The following is a 22,721-nucleotide window of genomic DNA, read 5'->3' as shown; positions in this document are numbered from 1 at the left end:
CCCTCGCACAGGCCCCGCGCGCAAGCCCGCCCGCCCCCGCCGCCCTGCGGACGCGGGTGCCGCGCAGCGCCCCGCCCGACGGCGATTCGCCGCAACGGAGGGCGACCGCCACGGCGCTCGCGGCCGCGGGACCCTCCTTTCCCGGCTTAGACGAGCGACGGCGGCTCCCCGCCCGCCGCGCGGCGGCGGAGCCCGGGCCTGCCGACGCCGCGAGACCTCGCGGCCGCCTCGACCGCGGCGACGCGCGGACTCGGCGAGCGGAGCGACACGGCGGCCGAGTCGCCGGCGCCCCGCCTGGGCAGACCCACCGCGACGCCGCGCCCCCCGCTCGCAGCCCTCCCGCTCGGCAGCCGCCGTCTCCAGCATGCCATCGCCCACGACGGCCCGTCCTCGGGCTCGCCATCCACGACGGGCCTCCCAACCGGCCAGCCCCGCCCCCCCCGCAGCGCCTTCGCCGAGAGGGGGGCCGTGCGGCAAAACGCCGGCGCCGAGCCGTCGACCCGCCTGATCGCCGCCGTCTCCAGCATGCGCCCGCCCGCGCCGAACCTCAGGGCACGGTCTTCTCCGCGCGCTTGCCGCGCCCGGCCGAGACGGCGATCCGGCCCGCCCGGACGCCCGCCATGCCCTCGGGCGCCGCCTTTAGGCGACGCCCCATCATGCGCCCGCGCACCGCCATGCCACGCCCCATCGCCTTCCGCTCCCGCATCGTCCAATCGCAATGCGGCTATGCGATGCAAGCGGTCGGAGCCCTTGCCAAAGCCGCCGCGCACCGGGCATTCCGCTTCCGCCAAGCCGCCGGCCCCTTTCCTGTCGGCGCAAAGGCTCGATCCTTCCAAGAGCGTCGGATCCGACGCCTTCAAAAGCGGAGCTGGGAAAACACCTCCGGCGCCTTTCGCGCAATCCCGCGCAAAAGGCGCCCCAAATCAAAAAAGCCCTGGTCAACTATCTGACCAGGGCTTTAAACGTTACGTCGAGCTTACTTGAAGAACCCTTCGTAATTGTGCATCTTCAGCTGGCTTTCCACTTTCGACATGGTGTCGAGGGCCACGCCGATCATGATGAGGATTGAGGTTCCCCCGAACGCCTGGATGAGCTGGTTGTCCGTGAAAGTGAACAGGATGGCGGGAACAACCGCTATGACCGCGATGAAGATGCCTCCTGGCAGCGTCACGCGATGCAGCACGTTTTTGATGTAGGTGACCGTCGCCGTGCCCGGACGAACGCCGGGGATGAAGCCGCCCTGTTTGCGCAAGTTGTCGGCCGTCTCCTCGGGATTGAACACCATCGAGGTGTAGAAGTACGCGAAGAACACGACGAGCAGCACGGTGAGCACCCAGTTGATCCAGCCGGTCGATATGGCGTCCGCCACCGCCGTGAGCCACTCCACGTTGAACAGCGCGGCCAGCTGGGCTGGGAAATAGATGATGCAGCTCGCGAAGATGATCGGAACAACGCCCGCCGCGTTCACCTTGAGCGGGATGTAGGTGGACTGCCCCCCCATCATCTTGCGACCCTGCACGCGCTTGGCGTAGTTCACCGGGATGCGGCGCTGTGCTCGCTCAACGAAGATGATCGCGGGGATACACGCAAGCACCACGAGAAGGATGAGCAGCGTGATCGCGATGCCCATGCCCGTGTCGGCCACCGTGCTCGCCGACAAGAAGATGGCGCTCGGCACACGGGACACGATGCTCGTGAAGATGATGAGCGACATGCCGTTGCCCACGCCGCGCTGCGTGATGAGCTCTCCCATCCACATGATGAACGCAGTGCCCGCCACGAGCGTGAACACCACTATCACGTCGGTCAGAAGCTCGGGCACCTCGGTGCTGAACCGCACCCCGTAGCCCGGCGACTTGAACAAAAGCAGATAGCCCACGGCGTTGATGAGCCCGAGGCCGAGCGTGAGATAGCGGGTGACCTGCGTGATCTTCCTGCGGCCCGTCTCGCCTTCCTTCGCCCAACGGCCCACAGTGGGGATAACGCCCTGCATGAGCTGCATGATGATAGAAGCCGTGATGTAGGGCATGATGCCCAGCGAGAACACGCTGTAGTTCGAAAGCGCGCCGCCCGAGAACAGGTCGAGCATGAGCATGGACGACCCGAAGCCCTCGTTGATGTTGTGCGCGAGGTCGTTGAACGGCACCCCGGGCACCGGCACGTACGCCCCGAAGCGGTACAGCGCCAAAATCCCAAGCGTGAAGAGCATCTTCTTGCGCAGCTCGGGCACCTTGAACGCATCGATGATGGAGCTTAGCAAGGCTCTTCGACCTTTCCTCCGGCCGCCTCGATCTTCGCCTTGGCGGAAGCAGACACCTTGTCGACCTTGACCGTGAGCGCCTTGGTCAGATCGCCGTCGCCCAGCACTTTCACCAGGGCGTCGGCGTGCTTGATGACGCCCTTCGCCTTCAGGCTCTCGCCATCGACGACGTCGCCCGCCTCGAACACTTCTTCAAGGCGTTTGACGTTCACCGGCAAGTACTCCACGCGGTTGAAGTTCCTGAAGCCGGGCAGCTTCGGCAGACGGCGAGCAAGCGGGGTCTGGCCGCCCTCGAAGCCGACGCCCTTGCCGCCGCCGGAGCGCGACTTCTGGCCGTTCATGCCGCGACCGGCCGTCTTGCCCGTGCCCGACGCGGGGCCGCGCCCCACGCGCTTGCGAGCCTTGCGGGAGCCTTCTGCGGGCTTGAGATCCTTGAGTTCCATGGGGTTGATTCTCCTTCTGTCGCTTCCGGGCAGAAGCGCCCGGTGCTGGCAGCTCGCCGCCAGCAAACTTCCAAAACACGCTCGATCGACGTCGCGCGAATCCGCGATGTCGATCGATCATTGTACCCTATCGAAGCGGATATGCGAAATGAGTTCCCCCATCTCGCATATCCGTTCACATTTCGGCGCGCAGCTTCGCAGGCCCGTCGTCGCGGAAAGGACGCGGCGAGCGATCGGCGTGCGGCCCCGTCGCCTTTCGGACGACGCGGCGCACCTCGGCGCCGACAAGGCGCGGCGGCCGTCGGGCCGCCGCGCCTTCCTAGATCTCCTCGACCTTGACGAGGTGCTTGACCTTGAACACCATGCCGCGGACGGACTCGTTGTCCACCACCTCGTTCACGCGGTTGATCTTCCCCAAGCCAAGTGCGCGCAACGTCTTGCCCTGATCGGCCGGACGGCCGATGGCGCTTTTCACCTGGGTGATGCGCAGCTTCTTAGCGTCAGCCATTACTTCTGCTCCTTCCAGCCGTAAATCTTGGCGACGGACATGCCGCGGCGCTCGGCAACCTCGCTCGCGCTCTGCATGTTCTTAAGCCCCTCGGCCGCAGCCTTGACCACGTTCATGACGTTGTCCGTGCCCAACGACTTCGCGAAGCAGTCGGTAACGCCCGCCAGCTCCATGACGGCACGCGCGGCACCGCCAGCGATAACGCCGGTACCGGGCGAAGCCGGCTTGATGAGCACACGACCAGCGCCAAATTCGCCGATGATGTCATGCGGCAGCGTCTTCTCGGGCGTCAGCGGCACGGAGAACATGTTCTTCTTCGCATCCTCCACGCCCTTCTTGATGGCGGTCGGCACTTCCTGGGACTTGCCCATGCCCACGCCGACGCGACCGTTCTTGTCACCAACCACCACAAGCGCAGTGAGTGCGAAACGACGACCGCCCTTGACGACCTTGGACACGCGGTTGATATAGACGACGCGCTCCTCGAGCTCGGGGACTGCGGCGTTGTCCTGCTTGTTGTTACGAGCCATAGACCTTAACCCCTTCTAGAATTTCAACCCGGCTTCACGGGCGGCTTCGGCAAGAGCCTTCACACGACCGTGATACAGGTGGCCACCACGGTCGAACACGACTTCCGTGACACCGGACTCCTGCGCTTTCTTGCCCGCGATCGCACCGAGGGCGGCAGCGCCCTCGACGGTCGCGCCGCTCTTGCCCGTGGCCTTGAACTCGGGGCCGAGCGTGGAGACGCCGCAGATGGTCTTGCCGGCGACGTCGTCGACGAACTGCACGTAGATGTTGGAGTTGCTGCGCGTGACGCACAGGCGAGGACGAGCCGGCGTGCCGGAGATCTTCCCGCGAACGCGACGATGGCGACGAGCCAGCGCAGCTTGCTTTTTCTGAAGCTTGTTCATTGATTATCCCTTCGATCTCAATCGTACGCGGCGCGAGGCCTAGTCCTTGCCAGCCTTGCCGACCTTGCGGCGCACATGCTCGCCTTCGTAGCGGATGCCCTTGCCCTTGTAAGGCTCCGGCTTGCGCCACTTGCGGATGTTCGCGGCAACCTGGCCGACCTGCTCCTTGGAGATGCCGTTCACGATGATCTCCGTCTGGCTGGGCACCTCGAACGTGATGTTCTCGGGAGCCTCCACCAGCACGGGATGGGAGAAGCCCAGCTGCATCTCAAGATCCTTGCCCTTGAGCGCGGCGCGGTAGCCCACGCCCACTAACTGCAGCTTCTTGGAAAAGCCGTTGGACACGCCCTCCACCATGTTGGAGATGAGCGTGCGCACGAGGCCATGGTAGGCCTTCGCTTCGCGAGAATCATCAGGACGCTCGACGATAACTTCGCCGTTCTCCTGCTTGATAGTCATGATCTCGGGGAACGTGCGAGTCAGCTCGCCTTTCGCCCCCTTCACCGTCACCGTCGTGCCGTCGATGGTCACCTCGACGCCGGCAGGAACGGTGATGGGCAGCTTGCCGATACGAGACATGTCAAACCTCCCTTTCCTACCAAATATAGGCGATGACTTCGCCGCCGATGCCCTTCTTGCGGGCATCGCGGTCGGTCATGACGCCGTTGCTCGTCGAGACGATCGCCGTGCCAAGGCCGCCGAGCACGCGCGGCAGCTCGTCCTTGCCAGCGTAAATGCGCAGACCCGGCTTGGAAATGCGCTTGATGCCGCGAATGGTCTTGGCCTTCTTGTCGCCGTACTTGAGCACGATCTCGAGGGTAGCGCGAGGCTCGCCCTCGATGATGTCGTAACCCTGGATGTAGCCCTCTTCCTTCATGATGCGGGCTATCTCGACAAGTTTCTTGCTCGACGGCATGGACACCGTCTGCTTGCCGGCAGAGTTAGCGTTACGCACGCGCGTAAGCATGTCTGCGATGGGATCGGTCATGGTCATGATTGGTTTCTCCTTTGGTCCGTGATGAGCCTGCAGGTCCGGTTCGTCGGCGCCCGTAACGCCTCCGCCTGAACCGTGGCACGCCCAAGCGTTTCCGTTGTGTCGCTTACCACGACGCCTTGGTCACACCGGGCAGTTCGCCTTTGTTGGCCAGCTCGCGCAAGCAGACACGGCACAGGCCGAACTTGCGGTAGTAGGCGCGGGGACGTCCGCAGCGCGTGCAGCGGTTGTGCTGGCGCGTCGAGAACTTCGGCTCGCGCTTGGCCTTGGCGATCATCGATTTCTTAGCCATGCAATTCCTTCTTTCTCGTATCCAGCCCCTTCGGCTTTCGAAAGGGCTCGAGTGCACTTTCAGCGCAGACCGCCCGAAAGCGGCCTTGGGCGAACAGGGAGAGCGTTACTCCTTGTCCTTGAACGGGAAGCCCAGCGCGCTGAGCAGCGCGAAGGCGTCGTCGTTATTCTCAGCCGTCGTCACGAACGTGATGTCCATGCCACGCGTGCGGTCGATCTTGTCGTAGTCGATCTCCGGGAAGATCAGCTGCTCGGTGATGCCGAGCGTGTAGTTGCCGCGACCGTCAAAGCTCTTCGGCGAGATGCCGCGGAAGTCGCGCACGCGCGGCAGCGCCGTGGCCAGCAGACGGTCGAGAAACTCCCACATGCGGTCGCCGCGCAGCGTCACCTTGCAGCCGATGGGCTGGCCCTCGCGCACATGGAAGCCCGCGATGGACTTCTTGGCGCGGGTGACGGCGGGCTGCTGGCCCGTGATGACGCGCAGGTCGGCCATCGCGGAATCGAGCAGCTTGTGGTCGGACGCAGCAGCGCCCACACCCATGTTCACGACGATCTTCTCGAGACGCGGAACCTGGTTGATGTTCTTGAGCTCCAGATCCTTCTCGAGCTTGGCGATGATCTCGCTTTGGTACTTTTCCTTCAAACGAGGAGCGGTCATGTGCCTTGTTCCTTTCGATGAATTAAACGCAGGATTTCCGACCCTGCGTCCCTTGCCGCGAAAGCAGCAGGGGTCATTATAGTACATCTTCGACGCTTGCCCGCCGATCATTCCGCAACGTCAACCAGGGAGACTGATTAAAACCTCACCGATCGTTCACAGCGTCAGCAGGTCGGTCAGCACCCCACTAGCACCCCACTGGTCGTTCGTAACGTCAGCGAGGGCTTCCGCAGCGTCGGCCCGTTCTGCCGGCCGTCAGGCCGGCGGAACCAAATGCCGCAGCGTCGGCCCGTTCCGTCGGCCGTCAGGCCGACGGAACTCTTAGTCAATATCCTTGCCGCACTTCTTGCAGACGCGGACTTTCTTGCCCTGCTCGTTGATGCGCTTGCTCACGCGCGAGGGCTGCTTGCACGCGGGGCACACGAGCATGACGTTGGACACGTGGATGGGAGCCTCGATGGAGGCGATGCCGCCCTGCGGGTTCTGCTGCGTGGGGCGCATCGCTTTCTTGGCGATGTTGACCTTCTCCACCACGACGCGCTGCTTCTGCGGGAGCGCACGCAGGATGACGCCTTCCTTGCCCTTGTCCTTGCCGGACAGGACGCGCACCTTGTCACCCTTTTTCACATGCATGCTATTCATTTGCGCACACCTCCTTACAGCGTCTCGGGAGCGAGGGACACGATCTTCATGTACTTCTTGTCGCGCAGCTCGCGGGCGACGGGCCCGAAGATGCGCGTGCCGCGCGGCGCGCCGTTCGCGTCGATGAGCACGGCGGCGTTCTGGTCGAACCTGATGTAGCTGCCGTCGGGACGGCGCACTTCCTTCTTCACGCGCACGATAACGCAGCGGACGACGTCGCCCTTCTTCACGTTGCCGTTCGGCGCGGCCTCTTTGACGCTGCAGATGATGACATCGCCCAGTCCCGCATAACGGCGCTTGGAGCCGCCGAGGACCTTGATGCACTGCACCTTGCGAGCGCCGGAGTTGTCGGCCACCGCGAGCATGGATTGCATCTGAATCATTGCTTCAACCTAACTTTCGTCTCGGTAGTCTGTCGCAGATGAGCGAGAACTACTTGGCCTTCTCGATGATCTCGACCAAGCGCCAGCGCTTCATCTTCGACAGGGGGCGCGTCTCCATGATGCGCACGGTGTCGCCAAAGCCGGCCTCGTTGTTCTCGTCGTGGGCGTGGAACTTCTTGGTGGTGGTCATCATCTTGCCGTACACCGGATGCGGCTTGCGCTCCTTGACCTGCACCACGATGGTCTTGTCGTTAACCGCGCTCACGACGACGCCCTGACGGACCTTGCGGGAGTTGCGAACTTCACTCATGTGTATTCAACCTTCCTTAGACGAGCCTCAAGCGCTCAGCTCGCGGGCACGCATCTCGGTCTGGATGCGGGCGATGTCCTTCTTGACCTGCTTCACGCGGGCGGTGTTGTCGAGCTGGCTCGTGGCCATCTGGAAGCGCAGGTTGAAAAGCTCCGCACGCGCTTCTTTGAGTTTCGCCTGCAGATCGTCGGCAGACAGCTCACGGATCTCTGCTGCTTTCATCTATTCCTGCCCTTCCGTTTCGCGAGAAACAACCTTGCACTTGATGGGCAACTTGTTGATGGCGAGACGAAGCGCCTCCTTGGCGGTGGCCTCCTCGACGCCGTCGATCTCGAACATGATGCGGCCGGGCTTGACGACCGCGACCCATGCCTCGGGGTTGCCCTTGCCGGAGCCCATGCGAGTCTCAGCCGGCTTCTTGGTGATGGGCTTGTCGGGGAAGATCGTGATCCACACCTTGCCACCGCGCTTCATGTAGCGGGTCATGGCAATACGAGCGGCCTCGATCTGGCGGTTGGTGATCCAAGCGGCCTCGAGCGCCTGGATGCCGTAAGAGCCGTGGTTCAGACGGGTGCCGCCCTTGGCCTTGCCCTTCATGGAACCACGCTGCACCTTGCGGTGCTTCACGCGCTTAGGTACGAGCATTTACTTTGCCCTCCTATCGTTACGATCGTTGCGACGGGGACGGCTCGGGCGGGAGCTACCCTCGAGCGCCGGCTGCGGCGCCTTCTGGCCGGGAAGCACCTCTCCGTGGTACACCCACACCTGCACGCCGATGGAGCCCATCGTGGTGGCGGCGGTGGAGAAACCGTAGTCGATCTTGGCACGCAGCGTGTGCAGCGGCACGCGACCCTCGCGGTACCACTCGCGGCGGCTCATCTCCGCGCCACCGAGGCGACCGGAGCACTGGATGCGGATGCCCTTCGCGCCGCTCTTGCGGGCAGACTGGACCGCCTTGCGCATGGCGCGACGGAAGGCCACGCGGCCCTCGAGCTGCTCGGCCACGGACTGCGCGATGAGCGCGGCGTCGAGCTCGGGACGCTTCACCTCGATGACCTCGATGGACACGGGGCCGTTGGCCACCTTCTCCAGCTTCTTGCGAAGCGCGTCGATCTCGGCGCCCTTCTTGCCGATCACGACACCGGGACGGGCCGTGGTGACGACGATCTTGATCTTGTCGCCGGCACGCTCGATCTCGACTTTGGAGACGGCGGCACGGGCGAGCTGCTTGTCCAAGAACTTCCTGATGGCCAGGTCGTTTTCCAGGTTCTTGGCGTAATCCTTATCGGCGTACCAACGGCTGCGCCATTCCTCGGTGATGCCGAGGCGGAATCCGGTGGGGCTTACTTTCTGACCCATGCGGCTTATGCCTCCTCTCGCGGTGCAACGATGATCGTGATGTGGCTCGTGCGCTTGCGGATGCGCGACGCCGAACCCTTGGCGCGCGGACGGATGCGCTTGAGCGTGGGGCCCTCGTCGGCGAAGGCCGTCTTCACGACAAGCGTCTCCGGACGCACATGATGCTGGTTCTCGGCGTTGGCCACAGCGGAGTTGAGCACCTTGGCGACAACCTCCGCGACCGCGCGGTCGGAGAACTGCAGGATCTCGCGGGCGGCAGGCACGGACTTGCCGCGAACCAAGTCGATGACGACGCGTGCCTTGCGGGGCGAAACGCGGACGTAGCGTGCGGTTGCTTTAGCTTCCATTGTTCACCCCTTCTTATCGCTTCTTGCCCTTGTCGGCAGAGTGACCCTTGAACGTGCGGGTCGGGGCGAATTCGCCCAGCTTGTGGCCGACCATGGATTCGGTGACGTACACCGGCACGTGCTTGCGACCGTCGTGCACGGCGATGGTGTGGCCCACCATCTCCGGGAAGATGGTGCTCGCGCGCGACCAGGTCTTGACGACGTTCTTCTCGCCCGCCGCGTTCATCTTCTCGATGCGATCAAGAAGGCGCGGTTCGACGAAAGGACCCTTCTTCAAACTTCTACTCACTATTACTCCTTAACGCTTTGCGCTACTTCTTGCGACGGCGGATGATCAAGCGGCTCGAAGCCTTCTTGGGATTGCGGGTGCGATGGCCCTTCGTGGGAACGCCCCACGGGGTGACCGGGTGACGACCGGCGGACTTGTTCTTGCCCTCGCCGCCGCCGTGCGGGTGGTCGACCGGGTTCATGACGGTGCCGCGAACGCTCGGACGGATGCCCTTCCAGCGGTTGCGGCCGGCCTTGCCGATCTTGATGTTGGAATGCTCGGCGTTGCCCACCTCGCCGATGGTGGCGCGGCAGGTGACGAGCACGCGGCGCATCTCGGAGGACGGCATGCGCAGGATGGCGTAGTTGCCCTCCTTGCCCATGAGCTGGATGCTCGTGCCGGCAGAGCGGGCGATGGCCGCGCCCTTGCCCGGCTGCAGCTCGACCGCGTGGATGAGCGTACCGACAGGGATGTTGGCCAAGGGCAGCGCGTTGCCCGGCTTGATGTCGGCCTCGGGGCCGCTCATCACCGTGTCGCCCACGCACAGGCCCTTCGGATGCAGGATGTAGCGCTTCTCGCCGTCAACATAGTGCAGAAGGGCGATGCGGGCGCTGCGGTTCGGGTCGTACTCGATGGTAGCGACCTTGGCGGGCACGCCATCTTTGTTGCGCTTGAAGTCGATGATGCGGTAACGGCGCTTGTTGCCACCGCCCTGATGGCGGGTGGTGATGCGGCCGTTGTTGTTGCGACCTGCCTTGTTGGACAGCGGCGCAAGCAGGGACTTCTCCGGCTTGTCCGTCGTGATCTCGGAGAAGTCCGAGACCGTCTGGAAGCGTCGGCCGGGGCTTGTCGGCTTGTACTGTTTGACTCCCATGTCTTTCCTTTCTGCGGGTTCTCGCTCGCACGCCTCTCCGTACCCCGAAAACCCTTCGTCTCTTCGTGGACTCGATTGCCGCGACGAACCGTGGGGAGGCTTGGCCCGTGCGACTCCGATGTGCCACGCGTCCGGGTGTATCCATCTATGGCCAGACGCAAACGAGAATTATACGCAGAAAACCACGGCTATTCAAGAAGAATTTCCTGATGGGCATTCGGACACAACCTGCACACAAGAGAGGTCGAGAAACGACGGAAACTCCGGGGGTAACTACAATCATGCAGCCAACCCATGCCTTTGTCCTTCGAAGAACTTGCGAAGGACAAAGGCTCGGCGCAAAGGCAATTTCGATCGCTGAGGAACGCGAAGAGCAACAGCGATCGAGCTTGCCGAAGCGAACTGGGCAAAACTCGAACCTCGCTCCCAGCGAGCATTGCGCTCCCCGAGCCCAGCCAACCGAACCTCTTCCCCTCAAAGCCATTTGCAAACATCAATTTGCATCGCGGAGGAAAGCGGAGAAAGAATAATCAGCAAGCAAGATCCTTCAAAACCGAAGCCCTTTGAAGAAACCCGCGAAGTTCAAACCATCAGCAGCACCAACGCCAATGTAAAGACATCCAAAAAGCGGAACCGCAAGAAAGATTGCCGGCCACATGGCAAAGCAACCGGCAGAACAGCAAAGAGCAACCCGAGCGTCACCCATCACTGCACGTGCAGCGAAAGGGCGCGCATGGCCACCATCGAAGCAAGATGAGCCTGGCCTGTGTTGATCATGCGATCAACATCCTTCTCCTCAGATTCAAGCCGCTCAATATCCTTCACAGCGCTTGCGTTCAAGCACTCGATACGGCTTTCCAGTTCGGAGCGATACGTCTTAAGCCTCTCGACGCACGAATGGTACTGAGCGAAGCACTCCTCCAACTCCTCCCTCGAAGCGTCGATACGCGCACGCACTGGAAGCCTCATCTCATCCACCCTCACCCTCGCCTCGCTTTCCCAAATGAAAATAGGCCATTTGTACGACGGCTTTTATCGTTTTTCATTAAATCACAGACACACGTATCCCAGAGGATAAAACCGGCGAAAGAAGCGGCTTTTCCGCAAGAGAGCGCACGCGCGGCGCCTCTTTGCGCATGCGCCCCTCGCCCTCATTACCTCACGCGGAGCAGCACGTCAATCGCCAAAAACGAGTCCGGTGATAAGCCCGCATGCAGCAATGCGCCGCCATCCTCGCTTCATAACATGTTTTCCGTTGGTGGGAAAGCTTATCGCGATTTACAGAAAGGAGGGAGACGGACATGCACGAAACGCGCCGCACGACACCGGAAGAGGCCATCGCGAGAAACGTGAGGCGGCTTCGCATGAAGCAAGGCCTGGGCAAAGCCCGCTTCTGCCTCATGACGGGCATCGGAAGGCCGACGCTCGACCAAATCGAGGAGGGAGCGCCGAACGCGAAGCTCTCGACCATCCGCAAGGTGGCCGAAGGCCTCGGAGTCGAGGTTGCCGACCTGTTGGAGGAACTCTCTTGAGAGGCCCACATGCGAACTCCCGCACATGGTCTGCCGAGCCCATACGCGCTGCCACCTGCAACAAAACACTGCGCCGCAACGAAAGACCGCCGCCAACGGAAACGTGGCTGGAGAAACACCGGAGACGACACAAGAGGAGCGAAAGGAGCATCTATGAAACATTCTGAAAAGAGCCAAACAAGCCCCGAGGAGATCATCGCAAAGAACGTGAAGCGACTTCGTAGAGAGCAGAGAATCGGGAAGGAGCGCTTTTGCCTCATGGTGAATATTGGCAGACCAACACTTAACAAAATTGAGAAAGGGGCGCCGAACACAAGGCTTTCGACCATCCGCAAGGTGGCAGAGGGGCTTGGCGTCGAGGTGATCGATCTTCTGAGGTAGCAAGAACACGGAAAACGCCCTCGGGCAACTTCATGCGACCCGAGGGCGTCACAGACAAGCGCATCGTGCAATCCCTCTACCCCGCCGCCGCGCGACGCGTCGGCGCGTAGCGCCTAGGACTTCGTCGGCTCCTCAACGATCACCTCGGCGTGCTCGAGCAGCCAGCGGTTCGCCTTCATGCGCTCAGCCGCCTCGCGCAGCGCGAATCCCTGGCCGTTCTCCTCCATTCCGCGACGGACGGCCTTGGGATCCTGCGGGTTCATGCTGCGCGCCGCCGCGTCAAGGTCGTCCTCGGTGAGCGTCAGCTTTTCGTGACGGAACAGCGCGTCAAGCGCGTAGCCCTGCACGAGCATTTCGCGCGCCTGCATCATCATGAGCATGCCGAACTGCTGCTCGCCGCCCTGGCTCTGCACGAACTGCTCGAACGGCACGCCCTGCTGCGCGAGCGACCCGCGCAAGTTCTCGAGCAGGGTACTCCGCATCGCCTCGTACACCTCGTCCTGGATGCGGCCCTTGAAGCGACGCGCGAGCTCGGACGCGGCGGCCTGCATCTTGAACGATTCGTACTGCGCCCGACGCTCGGCGGTCAGGCGGTCGGCGATGCCGCCGCGCAACGCCGCCGCGTCGCGGTAAAGGGGCAGGTTCTTCGCCACCCACTCGTCGTCGATGGCGGGCAGGACCTTCTTCTGCATCTCCTTCACGGTGACGGTGCAGTCGATGCGCTCGCTCTCGTCGCCGGGCGCGCCGGGCGCAGCGAACGAGATCGACTTCGTCTCGCCCACCTCCATGCCGATAAGCTGCCGCTCGAACTCTTCGGGCATGAGGCCCATCCCCATGAGGTAGGTGCGCCCCTCGGTGGAAAGGCCCTCCATCCGCTCGCCGTTGCGCGACGCCTCGAGGGCGAGCAGCATGATGTCGCCTTCGCGCACGGAATGCGGGTCGTCGGCCACGAAGTCCGCGTAGTTGTCGGCGAGCTGGGCAAGCTGCTCGTCGACTTCTTTTGGGTCGAGCTCGAACGGCGGCACCGTGATGGTGACCGGATCGTAGGAGGTCAGCTCGTAATCGGGCTTCGGCGTGACCACGAGGGAGAACGAGAACGTCTGGCCGCGCTTGAGCGCGGAGGCCACCTTGGGCACGGGAGGGAACGCCGGGGTGATGTTGCGCTTGTCGATGGCGAACGGCACAAGGTATTCGACGGCTTGCTGCTGCACGACGGCATCGAGGTCCTTGATGCCGAGCTCCTTTTCGGCCGCCTGGGCCACCGAGCCGCCGGGGGCGACGCGCAGGTTCATCTGCTGGGCGAAACCGCGATGCGCCACGGTGAGCGCGTGGCTCACTTCGGCGGTGGATGCGACAGCCTCAAGCTGGATGCGGCCGCCGTCAAGCTTCTTCTCGGTCACTTTCATGGAGGGTCCCCTTCTGTCGTTCGTCGTCGAACCGCTATTGTAGCGCAAAAGCGCGCAGGGGGCGCACGGCACGCCTGCGGAGGGCGCGAACGCGAGCCGAATGCGAGTCGGAGAATGCGCCCGCAAGTTGGTGGGCGCGCAGGATGGACGGCAAGATGTGCGGCGAGATGGACGGCGAGGGCATCCGCTCGCAACGCGAAGGAAGGCGGCGCGCGAGCTCCGTGCAAACTCCCGGCCATTTTTTGGCCACGAAACCGCGTTCTGGCACGGATCGAGCCCGTTTCGGCGGCATGGCAGCTCTGCCGAAATCGCCGACCTGGGCTTTCGCCGCGCAGAAGAGCCCGTCCGAAGCGAAAGGGAGCGGTCGCCGTGCGGTCGTCGTGCCAGAACGCGGTTTCGTGGCCAAAAAACGAAGGATTTCCCGCACGCGCGTCCTTCGGGAGGAGTTCGCGAGGGGCGCGCGAGGGGTGCGCGTGCGACAGAGGGCGCATGTGGAAGCGCGCCCGCGGCGGGCGGCGCGCAGGAGGCGTCACTCGTTCGACTTGAGGCTCTCCACCATGTCGATGCCAGCGAGTTTGCGCCGCATCGCCACCATCACGAGCACGGTGAACGCCATGGTGAGCGCAAAGGCGATAGCGAAGCTGGCCGGATGGATGACGCGGCCGAACATCACCTGGTCGACCTCGGCCGTGACCACGACGAACCCTTCCATCCACACGCCCAACACCAAACCGACAAGGCTTCCGATGGCAGAGAGAAGCACGATCTCGCGGTAGATGTAGGCGTCCACCTCCCGCGGCGTGAAACCGAGCACTTTGAGCGTGGCAATCTCACGCATCCGCTCGGTGATGTTGATGTTCGTGAGGTTGTACAGCACGATGAAGGCGAGCGCCGCCGCGGCGGCCACCAGCACCACCACGATCATGTTCACGCTCGAAAGCATCTCGCGATAGGCGTCGATCGTCTCGTCGTTGTAGGCGACGGTCCGCACGCCCTCGATGGCGCCAAGCCGCTCGGTCAGCTGCGCGCGCGTGTCGGGATCGTCGGTGACGACGGCGAGGAGGGTGGTGTAGGGAGGCCGCCCGCCCATGAGCTCGTCGTAGCGGTCGGGACCGATGAACACGTAGTTGTAGATGTAGTTCTCCATAACGCCCGTCACCGTGGCCGCATGCGACGACCCCGTGGCGTTGCCGATGGCATCCTGCTCAGTCAGAGCCACCTCGTCGCCCACCCCGACGCCCAGCTGGTCGGCCAGCTTTTCGCTGAGCACGACGCCGTCGCCGCCCAGCTCGATGGGCTCGTGGCCGACGCGCGTGCGCATGAGCACGAACTCGTCCAGCCGCGACGGCTCCTCGGGCACGACCACCTGCACGCTCACGTCCTCGTCGTCGGGCCCTGAGGCCAGCATGTTCTCGCGCTGCGCGGGCGTGCTGGCGCTTACGAAGCGTTCGTCGGCAAGCAGCTCGTCCAACTCTTCGCGGGAGTCGCGCGAAAGGTCGTCCTCCACGGTGATCATGGCGTTGTACTTCGTGATGGTGCCGAACTGGTTGTCGATGATGTCGTTGATGGCGTCGGACAGCCCCAGGCCCGTCAGCAAGAGCGCCGTGCAGCCCGCGATGCCGATAACCGTCATGACGAGGCGCTTCTTGTAGCGGAACAGGTTGCGGAACGTCACCTTCCACGAGAACGACAGCCGCCGCCACACCGGCCGTGCGCGTTCGAGCAGGATGCGCTTGCCGGACTTCGGAGCGCGCGGCTGCATGAGCAGGGCCGGTCGCTCGTGCAAGGACGCGCCAGCGGCGGCAGCCGTGGCCGCGAGCGTCACGCCCACGCCGAGGCCGGCGGCGAGCGCCGCAAGGCCCCAATCCATCGGCAGCGGCACAGGAAGGGACGGCACGAAGTAGATGATGGCGTACGCCTTCATGATGACCGCCGGCAGCACCTGCGAGAGCACGGCGATGCCCACCACGCTGCCAGCAGCACTGGCAATGAAGGCGTAGACCAGGTATTTCGAGGCGATGCGCGCACGCGAGTAGCCGAGCGCCTTGAACGTGCCGATGAGCAGCCGTTCCTCCTCCACCATGCGCGTCATGGTGGTGAGCGCCACGAGTGCGGCCACCAAGAAGAAAATGAACGGGAACACCGCCGCGATGTTGTCGACGCGGTTGGCGTCGGCCTCGAAGCTGGCCGCGCCGTAGTTGGCCGTGCGGTCCATGACGTACCATGCGGGATTGTCGATGGAGTCGATCTGGCGCTGCGCGTCATCGAGCGCACGCTGCCCCTCGGCCAGCTGCTCCTCGGCATCGGCCTTCTGGCGCTCGTACTCGGCCAAGCCGGCCTCGTAGTCGGCGCGTCCCTGGGCAAGCTGCTCCCGGCCGTCGGCTATCTGCGCGGCGGCGTCGTCGAGCTGGGCTTGCGCGGCGGCCAGCTGGGAGTCGGCTTGCTGGCGAGCGGCGGAAAGGCTGGCCGCGCCCTGCTCGCTTTGGGCGACGGCGGCGTCAAGGGCGGCCTTCTGCTGGTCGAACGCACTTTGCTGGGCGTCGAGGGTAGCCTTGGCGGCATCCACCTCGCCTTGGCGCGCGTCCAATTCGCGCGCAGCCGCCTCAAGGGCGGGCCGCTGCGCCTCCAACTCCCCAAGCTGGCCTTCCAGCGCCAGTTTCTGCTCGGCTACCGTGCTTTTCTGCGCCTCGAGCGCGGCGATGGCGTCGACGTCCTTGTCGGGGTCGAGCCCGTCGATCTGGCGCTGCAGCTCGTCGATGGCGCTTTGCGCCTGGAAGATACCCTCCTGCAGCTGGCTCATGCCGGCCTCGAGCGCATCGCTTTGCTCCTGCCAGCTCGCACGCGCCTGCGCGAGCGCGTCCGCACCCGTCTGCCACTGCGCCCACGCCTCCTCAAGCTGCGCTTGCCCCTCCTCGATGGCGGGTCGCGCCTCGTCCACCTGCGCCCGTCCGTCAGCCAGCTGCCGCTCGGCGTCGGCCAGCTGCGCTTCGGCACGCGCCCGCTCCTCTTCCAACTGCGCGGCGCCGGCATCGCGCTGCGCCTCGGCGTCGGCCAGCTTCTGCTCGTTCTCTGCGATGGCGGCGGCCGCATCGTCAAGCTGCGCCTTCGCATCCGCCAGCTGCGTCTCGGCATCGGCCTTCTGCGCGTCGTAGTCGGCACGGGCCTCGTCCAACTCGCGCTGCGCGTCGGCGCGCAAGCCGTCGGCGCGAGCCTGCTCGCGCGCGGGGGCAAGGGCCTCGATACGCTCGACCACCTCGGCCACCAGCTCGTCGTACGCCGCGCTGTCGGAGCGCTCCTCCGCCGCACCCGCCACGGCAACGAACGCCTCGGTGAACGGCAGATCCTCCGAGAAGTCGTCTTCCGGCACGTACATATACTGCGTGATGGAGCCGCTTCCGAGCGACGTGGTGCCAAGGCTCGACGAGGTGGCGTAGTACGGCGAACTCACGAAGCCCACCACCGTGTACTCGGTGGTGACGAGCGCGTCCTCGGCCCCTTCGGACCATTCGTCGATGCGCACCGTGTCGCCGATGCGCGCGCCCTCGGCCTCCACGAGGTCGGCAGACAGCACGCACTCCCCCTCCCGCTCGGGCCATGCGCCCTCCACGAGGATGGGGCGGTTGAGGTAGTCGGGATCGTCCGTGCGGGCGTGCACCCCGTCCGACGTGTCGGATGCGCGCGCCGCATCGGGCAGCGAATGGACGCGCGTGGCGTACTGCTCACCCGCCATGGTGACCATGACGTCCGTCTCGTAGGCGGGCATGACGGCCTGCACGCCCTCGACGTCGCGCAGCGCCGCAATGTCATCGTCGGTGAGGCCGAGCGTCGAGAGCACGCGCACATCCATGAGGCCCGTGCCGTCGAAGAACTCGTCAGCCGCGATCTTCATGTCCGGCGCGGTCATGCGCAAACCGGCGTAGAAGCCCGTGCCCAGCGCCACGATGGCCGCGATAGCCAGAAAGCGGCCGAGCGAGCGGCTGATCGAACGGGCGAGCTCCTTGTTGAACGCGTTTCTCACCGAAGCCACCTACCACTCGAGCGTTTCGGCAGACGCAGGCGCGTCGTTCACCTCCACGCCCGCCACGCGCCCTTCGCGAATGTGGATGACGCGGTCAGCGATGACGGTGAATGCCGAGTTGTGCGTGATGAGCACGACGGTCTTGCCGGTGTCATAGCACGTGTCCTGCAAAAGCTTGAGGATGGCCTTGCCCGTGTGGTAGTCGAGCGCGCCCGTCGGCTCGTCGCACAGCAGAAGCTTCGGGTTCTTCGCGAGCGCGCGGGCGATGGCCACGCGCTGCTGCTCGCCGCCGGAAAGCTGCGCGGGGAAGTTGTCCAGGCGGTGCCCCAGCCCCACCTGCCGAAGCACCGTGGCCGCATCGAGCGGCTCCTTGCAGATCTGGCTGGCCAGCTCCACGTTCTCGAGCGCGGTGAGGTTTTGCACGAGGTTGTAGAACTGGAACACGAAGCCGATGTCATAGCGGCGGTAGTACGTGAGCTCTTTCTCTGAGAAGCCGCTCACCTCGCGTCCGTCGAGCATGATCGAGCCCGACGAGCAGGAATCCATGCCGCCGAGCATGTTGAGCAGCGTCGTCTTGCCAGCGCCGGAGGGGCCCACCACAACGACGAGCTCGCCGCGCTCGATGTCGAACGTCATACCGTCGACCGCGGCCACCTCGACCTCGCCCATCCGGTACACCTTCCGCACATCGCGAAACTCCACGAACGCCATGAGCACTCCTTCTTACCGCCCGTTCAACCGGCCCTCCTTCCACGATACACCATCGTTGGGCCGGATGCCAGTTCGGCAAGCTTCCAAAACAGGCAAAGCGAGAACGCCACGTCGCGCCATGCAGCAGCCTTGAGACAAGCTCGATGCGGACGGACGCTGCGAACGCTTCGCCCCCGTCAACAGTCATTCTGGCAACGCCTCAGCTCGCGATGCCGTACGCCAATCAGAAATCCAAGCTGTCTTGATTGAGGAGGAAGTCGTACACGTTCATCATGAGGATGCCGTTCTCGTTGTAATGCGGCTCAAGACCCTCCTTCGTCACGATGACCTTCTTGAAGCCGTCGTCGACCTTGAGAAGCGGCCTCTGCTCTTGATCCCGCTTTTCAGAGGTCGGAAGCGCGAAAGCGGACTGCACGTAATAGCGCTTGCTGCCCCTGTTGCACACGAAGTCGATCTCCAGCTGCACGCGCTGGCTCTTCCCGTCCTCGTCTTTCGTGCTCACCGGAACAACGCCGACGTCGACACCAAGCCCCCGCCCGACAAGTTCGTTGTAGACGACGTTCTCCATGATGTGGGTCTCCTTCATCTGACGGAAGTTCATGCGAGCGTTGCGCAGCCCCAGGTCGGCGAAATAGAACTTGAAGGGGGTACTTATGTAGCGTCGCCCCTTGACGTCGTAGCGCTTCGCGCGGCGCAGCAGGAACGAATCCTCCAGAAACGAGAGGTAGCACTCCACAGTCTCGGGCGCCATGCGCGCCCCCTTCCTGCTTTTGAACGTCGCCGCGAGCTTGGAGGCGTTGGTGAGCGAGCCGATGGCGGAGGACAACACGTCCACAAGCTCCTCGAGGTTGCCCGAATCGCGCACAACGTTTCGCTCCACGATGTCGCGCAGATACACCTCTTTGTAGAGGCTGTTCAGGTAATCCGCTTTCTCCTCGGGAGTTTCTCTCGTGAAGATTCCCGGCAGACCCCCGTAGGTGGCGTACTCTTGGTAGCCGTCGTGCTTGCCGCCATCGTAGGCGCTCATGAATTCGGAGAAGCTTAAAGGGGCCATCGCTATCTCCTGCCCACGGCCGCGGAACTCCGTCACGACGTCTTTGGAGAGCAGCTTGGCGTTGCTGCCGGTCACGTAGACATCGACGCCCTCCATCGCAATGAGATCGATAAGCACCTCGGCGAAGTCCCCGAGCAGCTGCACTTCATCGAGAAGCACGTAACGCGCTCCAGCGGCGCCCTCAAGGCGCGCCGTCAGGTACGGATGGAAAACCTCCGGGTCGCGGTACTTTCTGCTGCTGAACCGGTCGAAGGCCATTTCGAAGATGTTGGATTCGGGGACGCCTTGGCCGACCAGATGGCTTTTGAAGAGATCGAATAGCAGAAAGGATTTGCCGCAGCGGCGAACGCCCGTGACGATTTTCACCTGCCCGGAGCCCATTCCCCTGATCAACTTCTCCATGTAGCGGGGGCGCTGGATGATCATCGCTGCTCCTATCTGAAATTTTTGCGTCTTTGTGCAAAAATTTCAGATAGAGGTTGGGCTTGCAGTTCAAGAGGCCGTCGGCTCTGGCCCCAGCTCGCCGACGACCCGTCAGCGCGACCCAAGCGCCCGCTCGATGAAGTCGGCGAACCTGTCGAGCATGTTGATGCGGAGCCCCTCAAGTTCCTCCTCCATGGTGCGGGGAGGGTACTTCTTGGCGGCGACCATGGACCGTACCGCCGCCACTGCCCCATCGGGGTCGGCGGCGGCGACCTCCATGAGGAAGTCGTCGGGCTGAAGAGCGCGCAGCCCCAGCGGCGAGAGCGCCTCTGCGGGGAAGTCCCTCACGTTGTACGTCACGATGACGTCGCAGCCGCCCGCGAGCACGGCGGCGACCACGTGGGCGGTCATCTGGATCCGGCAGCTCGATGTCCCCAAGGTCGCTTTTCTCAAGCTCGACCGGGGCATAGGGGAAGGCCCGCTCCACCGCTGCGATGTAACTCGCGCCGTTCCTCGTCCCGTGAACCCGGTTCACGGCGTCTCTTGCCTCACCGAGCACGTCCTCGGACCAGCGAGGTTCTACCATTCCCCGGTCGGCGAGCGTGAGCACGACATCGAGCGTCCATGTGGCGACGAATACGTTGGCGTCGACGAGCGCCCTAGCTAGACGGCTCACTCGAAGCCCTTCAGGTAGTCCGCAACCGCGCCGCCGTGATCGTAGAAGCCCTCTTCGGCGGCGCAGGTGCGCATGTCGCCAAGGCGCGATGCCCGTTCCTCTCTAGAGCAACGGTCGAATGCCATGAGGTCGGAGAGCATGACGTAGCGGTGCCCGCCTCCAACACGCGCACCCTTGAGCTTTCCGCAGTCGATCAGTCGCGCGATCGTCCTCGGAGAAGTGCCCACGATCTCTGCGGCCTGCCCCGTGGTGAGGCGGACGTCGTCCCCCCCCCTCGTCGGTATAGGCCACACCGAGCGCCCGAAGGAAAGCCCGCAATGCGCCGTACGCCCTCGCGTCGATCGAGGTGGCGTCGCCCGTCCTGTTGTCCACTATGGTCGCGGCGGGTGCCGTCATCGTCGCCATGCCGTCCTCCCTTCCCTTGCTTGATTATGTCCGCTTTAGGTCAGTTTACAAGGAACTACACGCAGACCGTGAAACGGGCTGCTGACAACAAACGGCGGTATGCTCCCGGAGAGGGCAGCATACCGCCTGTTTTGTTGTCCGGGGTTTCCAAAGGGGTGCCCCCTTTGGCACACGACTTTGCTTGCAAAGTGTAGTGTGTTATACCTGCTGGCGTGGCTGACGGGGGAAACGGGGTGCGGTGCTTCTTGCGCCCCGTTTGCTCCGGCAGGAAAACAGGCTGAATTTTTGCGAATGGGAATGAGCAAAAAATCGGCCTGTTTTCAGAGAACGGCGGCAGGTATATGAAAGCCCCCGTCCCTCGTCCTACGCTCCGACTTGTGGACAAAGTGTCCCGAAGTTGTGGCCACACTCCCGGAAAAGTAGCAGGACAGCGGGCAACCGTCAAGGCTGAAATGAACGGGGTTACACCCGGCCTTGACCGCCGCCCGCCGCCCCGCTGGATGGGTGGACAAGGCGGCCAATCCCTCAAAGTGCTTGTCCGCGCTCTTTCTGATTTTGAGGTATTCAGTTTTTCAAAATTGAATAATCAAAATAAATTTTTTCGATTGAAAAAATTTTATTTGTTATCATCTTCAATGCCATATTTTTTCTTTTGCCGAATCACATAATTACTGATTTTTTCATCATATAGTGGATACTGGTAATCCAACTGGCATGCCACTTCTGACGAAACCTCCCGGAACAATGCCATACATTGTTCAAAGGATTCCCACATATGGGGATAGGAATCCATATTATAAGTGGACATAAGTCGTTCCCACAATTCCTCTGGGACATATTGCTTCATAAATTTATAGTTTTTTCCCAAACTGAAATGAAATCCCTGTTTGATACCAATCAGCCAGGAAATCATGCGAAGCAATTCTTTTCGTACTATATCATTCATATGGTCAATAGCAAAAAGAATTTCTTTGCGGCATAAGCCCTTTACTACATATGTTGTAGTATTCCAAAATTCATTACAGCAATCGTCAAACATTCTTTGAGTAGGCTTCTGCAAGTGGTAGTCTATATCCGTTGGTATTGGCGGCTTTACGATACGGTTGTCTTTATCCAACAGTAACTTTACCAGTTTATCCCATGTAAAATACTCGTCTATCAGTTCCAGCGGCAGCAAAGTTAAATCTATCTTAACATCATCAGTAAACAGCATTAAATATGAAAATCCCTTTTCTACAGCTGGAAATAATTCCATATCTTCCGGCTTTTGCAGAATCAACCTTTCACCAAATATATCTAGCCATTTATCATCACTTGTGAAGCTGTCCATATCCGTAACAAAAAAAGTAATATCAAAATCCTGAAAATCATCAGGCGGAATATTTGTATTTGTTCTAGATCCTTCCAAAGTAACCATGCGAATGCGTTTGTCTGTTTTTGCAAAATTCAAAACAATATCATAAACTTCCTTTTCTGATCTCATTTTTATCTCCTCCAATTATTGAAATAGGTGTGAAGCCATTTTAGGGCTTTCCCGCCTTGATTACCCTTTAGCAAAGACGGGCGGGGCTGTCAACGGCGGCGCATGAAATGCGCCGTTCATCTTGACCGTTGACTGGCTCGGCTGGCTTTGCTATTTTTATCGAATTGCATATTGGTAAATTGCATTGATATGTACTTGGGTTGTATTCACGATTGGCACATTAACATCTTCGGGCTTTATGGCAAGTGGCAGCTCCGTACAGGCGAGAATGAGTGCATCTACATTTTCTTTTTCAATGTATTTATTTGCCAGTGCAATCATTTTCTCTTTATCACTAGGAATTACTATGCCATTCTCTAAATTGGGGTATATCAGTTTTCC

At 62.2% G+C, this 22,721-nt stretch carries 29 protein-coding genes; 2 read left to right on the top strand and 27 right to left on the bottom strand.

Features of this window, described 5'->3' with window-relative positions; translation table 11 throughout:
• Positions 1–976 precede the first annotated feature (976 nt).
• From secY to B5F40_RS13825, 19 genes are all read right to left on the bottom strand, one after another.
• Positions 977–2,260 carry a preprotein translocase subunit SecY gene (secY, locus tag B5F40_RS13915; protein ID WP_087194872.1) on the bottom strand — a complete coding sequence of 428 codons (1,284 nt, stop codon included), beginning with the start codon at positions 2,258–2,260 and terminating at the stop codon, positions 977–979.
• On the bottom strand, positions 2,254–2,703 hold the full coding sequence (rplO, locus tag B5F40_RS13910; protein ID WP_087194871.1) for a 50S ribosomal protein L15: 450 nt from the start codon (positions 2,701–2,703) through the stop codon (positions 2,254–2,256). The genes secY and rplO overlap by 7 nt, the downstream gene beginning before the upstream one ends.
• A 319-nt stretch (positions 2,704–3,022) precedes the next feature.
• Positions 3,023–3,211, bottom strand: coding sequence for a 50S ribosomal protein L30 (gene rpmD / locus B5F40_RS13905; protein ID WP_087194870.1), 189 nt, complete (start codon positions 3,209–3,211; stop codon positions 3,023–3,025).
• Complete coding sequence (gene rpsE, locus B5F40_RS13900; protein ID WP_087194869.1) at positions 3,211–3,741, bottom strand: 30S ribosomal protein S5; 531 nt, start codon at positions 3,739–3,741, stop codon at positions 3,211–3,213. The genes rpmD and rpsE overlap by 1 nt, the downstream gene beginning before the upstream one ends.
• A gap of 15 nt (positions 3,742–3,756) precedes the next feature.
• Positions 3,757–4,125, bottom strand: a complete 369-nt coding sequence (rplR, locus tag B5F40_RS13895) for a 50S ribosomal protein L18 (RefSeq protein WP_087194868.1) — start codon at positions 4,123–4,125, stop codon at positions 3,757–3,759.
• A 39-nt stretch (positions 4,126–4,164) separates the two neighbouring features.
• Entirely contained in the window at positions 4,165–4,704 is a 540-nt protein-coding gene (gene rplF / locus B5F40_RS13890; RefSeq protein ID WP_087194867.1) for a 50S ribosomal protein L6, read from the bottom strand.
• A gap of 16 nt (positions 4,705–4,720) precedes the next feature.
• The gene (gene rpsH, locus B5F40_RS13885) at positions 4,721–5,119 is read right to left on the bottom strand and encodes a 30S ribosomal protein S8 (RefSeq protein WP_087194866.1); all 399 of its coding nucleotides are present in this window, start codon (positions 5,117–5,119) and stop codon (positions 4,721–4,723) included.
• Positions 5,120–5,225: 106 nt separating this feature from the next.
• Positions 5,226–5,411, bottom strand: coding sequence for a type Z 30S ribosomal protein S14 (locus B5F40_RS13880; RefSeq protein ID WP_087194865.1), 186 nt, complete (start codon positions 5,409–5,411; stop codon positions 5,226–5,228).
• A 105-nt stretch (positions 5,412–5,516) separates the two neighbouring features.
• Complete coding sequence (rplE, locus tag B5F40_RS13875) at positions 5,517–6,068, bottom strand: 50S ribosomal protein L5 (RefSeq protein WP_087194864.1); 552 nt, start codon at positions 6,066–6,068, stop codon at positions 5,517–5,519.
• A 321-nt stretch (positions 6,069–6,389) separates the two neighbouring features.
• On the bottom strand, positions 6,390–6,710 hold the full coding sequence (gene rplX / locus B5F40_RS13870; protein ID WP_087194863.1) for a 50S ribosomal protein L24: 321 nt from the start codon (positions 6,708–6,710) through the stop codon (positions 6,390–6,392).
• Between the two features lie 14 nt (positions 6,711–6,724).
• Positions 6,725–7,093, bottom strand: a complete 369-nt coding sequence (rplN, locus tag B5F40_RS13865) for a 50S ribosomal protein L14 (RefSeq protein ID WP_087194862.1) — start codon at positions 7,091–7,093, stop codon at positions 6,725–6,727.
• 49 nt (positions 7,094–7,142) lie between these two features.
• Positions 7,143–7,403: a 30S ribosomal protein S17 gene (rpsQ, locus tag B5F40_RS13860; protein ID WP_087194861.1), complete on the bottom strand. Its 261-nt coding sequence runs from the start codon at positions 7,401–7,403 to the stop codon at positions 7,143–7,145.
• A gap of 27 nt (positions 7,404–7,430) precedes the next feature.
• Positions 7,431–7,625, bottom strand: coding sequence for a 50S ribosomal protein L29 (gene rpmC / locus B5F40_RS13855; RefSeq protein ID WP_009306348.1), 195 nt, complete (start codon positions 7,623–7,625; stop codon positions 7,431–7,433).
• A complete protein-coding gene (rplP, locus tag B5F40_RS13850; protein ID WP_087194860.1) occupies positions 7,626–8,048 on the bottom strand; it encodes a 50S ribosomal protein L16 in 423 nt (140 codons plus the stop codon).
• Complete coding sequence (gene rpsC / locus B5F40_RS13845; RefSeq protein ID WP_087194859.1) at positions 8,049–8,762, bottom strand: 30S ribosomal protein S3; 714 nt, start codon at positions 8,760–8,762, stop codon at positions 8,049–8,051.
• 5 nt (positions 8,763–8,767) lie between these two features.
• Positions 8,768–9,109, bottom strand: coding sequence for a 50S ribosomal protein L22 (rplV, locus tag B5F40_RS13840; protein ID WP_087194858.1), 342 nt, complete (start codon positions 9,107–9,109; stop codon positions 8,768–8,770).
• Between the two features lie 13 nt (positions 9,110–9,122).
• Positions 9,123–9,398, bottom strand: coding sequence for a 30S ribosomal protein S19 (rpsS, locus tag B5F40_RS13835; RefSeq protein WP_087194857.1), 276 nt, complete (start codon positions 9,396–9,398; stop codon positions 9,123–9,125).
• Positions 9,399–9,420: 22 nt separating this feature from the next.
• Positions 9,421–10,251: a 50S ribosomal protein L2 gene (gene rplB, locus B5F40_RS13830; protein WP_087194856.1), complete on the bottom strand. Its 831-nt coding sequence runs from the start codon at positions 10,249–10,251 to the stop codon at positions 9,421–9,423.
• A 705-nt stretch (positions 10,252–10,956) separates the two neighbouring features.
• On the bottom strand, positions 10,957–11,220 hold the full coding sequence (locus B5F40_RS13825) for a hypothetical protein (protein WP_140396515.1): 264 nt from the start codon (positions 11,218–11,220) through the stop codon (positions 10,957–10,959).
• A gap of 332 nt (positions 11,221–11,552) precedes the next feature.
• Here B5F40_RS13825 and B5F40_RS13820 point away from each other — a divergent pair, with 332 nt between their 5' ends.
• Together B5F40_RS13820 and B5F40_RS16325 are read left to right on the top strand one after the other, a co-directional pair.
• Positions 11,553–11,783, top strand: a complete 231-nt coding sequence (locus B5F40_RS13820) for a helix-turn-helix domain-containing protein (protein ID WP_087194854.1) — start codon at positions 11,553–11,555, stop codon at positions 11,781–11,783.
• 153 nt (positions 11,784–11,936) lie between these two features.
• Positions 11,937–12,164: a helix-turn-helix domain-containing protein gene (locus tag B5F40_RS16325; protein ID WP_162610996.1), complete on the top strand. Its 228-nt coding sequence runs from the start codon at positions 11,937–11,939 to the stop codon at positions 12,162–12,164.
• Between the two features lie 113 nt (positions 12,165–12,277).
• On the opposite strand, the gene B5F40_RS13810 is transcribed toward B5F40_RS16325, so the two are convergent.
• The 8 genes from B5F40_RS13810 to B5F40_RS13755 form a co-directional block, all read right to left on the bottom strand.
• Positions 12,278–13,570, bottom strand: coding sequence for a trigger factor (locus tag B5F40_RS13810; protein ID WP_087194852.1), 1,293 nt, complete (start codon positions 13,568–13,570; stop codon positions 12,278–12,280).
• 529 nt (positions 13,571–14,099) lie between these two features.
• Positions 14,100–17,588, bottom strand: a complete 3,489-nt coding sequence (locus B5F40_RS13800) for an FtsX-like permease family protein (protein ID WP_087194877.1) — start codon at positions 17,586–17,588, stop codon at positions 14,100–14,102.
• A gap of 9 nt (positions 17,589–17,597) precedes the next feature.
• Positions 17,598–18,299, bottom strand: coding sequence for an ABC transporter ATP-binding protein (locus B5F40_RS13795; protein WP_087194850.1), 702 nt, complete (start codon positions 18,297–18,299; stop codon positions 17,598–17,600).
• A gap of 223 nt (positions 18,300–18,522) precedes the next feature.
• Positions 18,523–19,779, bottom strand: coding sequence for an ATP-binding protein (locus tag B5F40_RS13790; protein ID WP_087194849.1), 1,257 nt, complete (start codon positions 19,777–19,779; stop codon positions 18,523–18,525).
• 108 nt (positions 19,780–19,887) lie between these two features.
• Positions 19,888–20,214 (bottom strand): hypothetical protein, encoded by a 327-nt coding sequence (locus B5F40_RS16435; protein ID WP_204217433.1) that lies wholly within the window; start codon positions 20,212–20,214, stop codon positions 19,888–19,890.
• Positions 20,215–20,448: 234 nt separating this feature from the next.
• Positions 20,449–20,745, bottom strand: coding sequence for a helix-turn-helix domain-containing protein (locus tag B5F40_RS13780; RefSeq protein ID WP_087194848.1), 297 nt, complete (start codon positions 20,743–20,745; stop codon positions 20,449–20,451).
• Positions 20,746–21,473: 728 nt separating this feature from the next.
• Positions 21,474–22,340, bottom strand: coding sequence for an aminoglycoside 6-adenylyltransferase AadE (locus B5F40_RS13760; RefSeq protein WP_001255868.1), 867 nt, complete (start codon positions 22,338–22,340; stop codon positions 21,474–21,476).
• Positions 22,341–22,496: 156 nt separating this feature from the next.
• Positions 22,497–22,688: an aspartate/glutamate racemase family protein gene (locus B5F40_RS13755; protein WP_370751961.1), complete on the bottom strand. Its 192-nt coding sequence runs from the start codon at positions 22,686–22,688 to the stop codon at positions 22,497–22,499.
• Positions 22,689–22,721 lie beyond the last annotated feature (33 nt).

Source organism: Gordonibacter sp. An230, assembly GCF_002159915.1.
GTDB lineage: Bacteria > Actinomycetota > Coriobacteriia > Coriobacteriales > Eggerthellaceae > Rubneribacter.
This window is presented reverse-complemented; position numbering and strand designations above follow the sequence as displayed.

Excerpts from the sequence above, each read along its gene's own strand:
- rplO (WP_087194871.1), bottom strand. The coding sequence starts at position 2,703 with ATGGAACTCAAGGATCTCAAGCCCGCAGAAGGCTCCCGCAAGGCTCGC.
- rpmD (WP_087194870.1), bottom strand. The coding sequence starts at position 3,211 with ATGGCTGACGCTAAGAAGCTGCGCATCACCCAGGTGAAAAGCGCCATC.
- rpsE (WP_087194869.1), bottom strand. The coding sequence starts at position 3,741 with ATGGCTCGTAACAACAAGCAGGACAACGCCGCAGTCCCCGAGCTCGAG.
- rplR (WP_087194868.1), bottom strand. The coding sequence starts at position 4,125 with ATGAACAAGCTTCAGAAAAAGCAAGCTGCGCTGGCTCGTCGCCATCGT.
- rplF (WP_087194867.1), bottom strand. The coding sequence starts at position 4,704 with ATGTCTCGTATCGGCAAGCTGCCCATCACCGTTCCTGCCGGCGTCGAG.
- rpsH (WP_087194866.1), bottom strand. The coding sequence starts at position 5,119 with ATGACCATGACCGATCCCATCGCAGACATGCTTACGCGCGTGCGTAAC.
- B5F40_RS13880 (WP_087194865.1), bottom strand. The coding sequence starts at position 5,411 with ATGGCTAAGAAATCGATGATCGCCAAGGCCAAGCGCGAGCCGAAGTTC.
- rplE (WP_087194864.1), bottom strand. The coding sequence starts at position 6,068 with ATGACCGCTCCTCGTTTGAAGGAAAAGTACCAAAGCGAGATCATCGCC.
- rplX (WP_087194863.1), bottom strand. The coding sequence starts at position 6,710 with ATGAATAGCATGCATGTGAAAAAGGGTGACAAGGTGCGCGTCCTGTCC.
- rplN (WP_087194862.1), bottom strand. The coding sequence starts at position 7,093 with ATGATTCAGATGCAATCCATGCTCGCGGTGGCCGACAACTCCGGCGCT.
- rpsQ (WP_087194861.1), bottom strand. The coding sequence starts at position 7,403 with ATGAGTGAAGTTCGCAACTCCCGCAAGGTCCGTCAGGGCGTCGTCGTG.
- rpmC (WP_009306348.1), bottom strand. The coding sequence starts at position 7,625 with ATGAAAGCAGCAGAGATCCGTGAGCTGTCTGCCGACGATCTGCAGGCG.
- rplP (WP_087194860.1), bottom strand. The coding sequence starts at position 8,048 with ATGCTCGTACCTAAGCGCGTGAAGCACCGCAAGGTGCAGCGTGGTTCC.
- rpsC (WP_087194859.1), bottom strand. The coding sequence starts at position 8,762 with ATGGGTCAGAAAGTAAGCCCCACCGGATTCCGCCTCGGCATCACCGAG.
- rplV (WP_087194858.1), bottom strand. The coding sequence starts at position 9,109 with ATGGAAGCTAAAGCAACCGCACGCTACGTCCGCGTTTCGCCCCGCAAG.
- rplB (WP_087194856.1), bottom strand. The coding sequence starts at position 10,251 with ATGGGAGTCAAACAGTACAAGCCGACAAGCCCCGGCCGACGCTTCCAG.
- B5F40_RS13825 (WP_140396515.1), bottom strand. The coding sequence starts at position 11,220 with ATGAGGCTTCCAGTGCGTGCGCGTATCGACGCTTCGAGGGAGGAGTTG.
- B5F40_RS13820 (WP_087194854.1), top strand. The coding sequence starts at position 11,553 with ATGCACGAAACGCGCCGCACGACACCGGAAGAGGCCATCGCGAGAAAC.
- B5F40_RS16325 (WP_162610996.1), top strand. The coding sequence starts at position 11,937 with ATGAAACATTCTGAAAAGAGCCAAACAAGCCCCGAGGAGATCATCGCA.
- B5F40_RS13810 (WP_087194852.1), bottom strand. The coding sequence starts at position 13,570 with ATGAAAGTGACCGAGAAGAAGCTTGACGGCGGCCGCATCCAGCTTGAG.
- B5F40_RS13795 (WP_087194850.1), bottom strand. The coding sequence starts at position 18,299 with ATGGCGTTCGTGGAGTTTCGCGATGTGCGGAAGGTGTACCGGATGGGC.
- B5F40_RS13790 (WP_087194849.1), bottom strand. The coding sequence starts at position 19,779 with ATGATCATCCAGCGCCCCCGCTACATGGAGAAGTTGATCAGGGGAATG.
- B5F40_RS13760 (WP_001255868.1), bottom strand. The coding sequence starts at position 22,340 with ATGAGATCAGAAAAGGAAGTTTATGATATTGTTTTGAATTTTGCAAAA.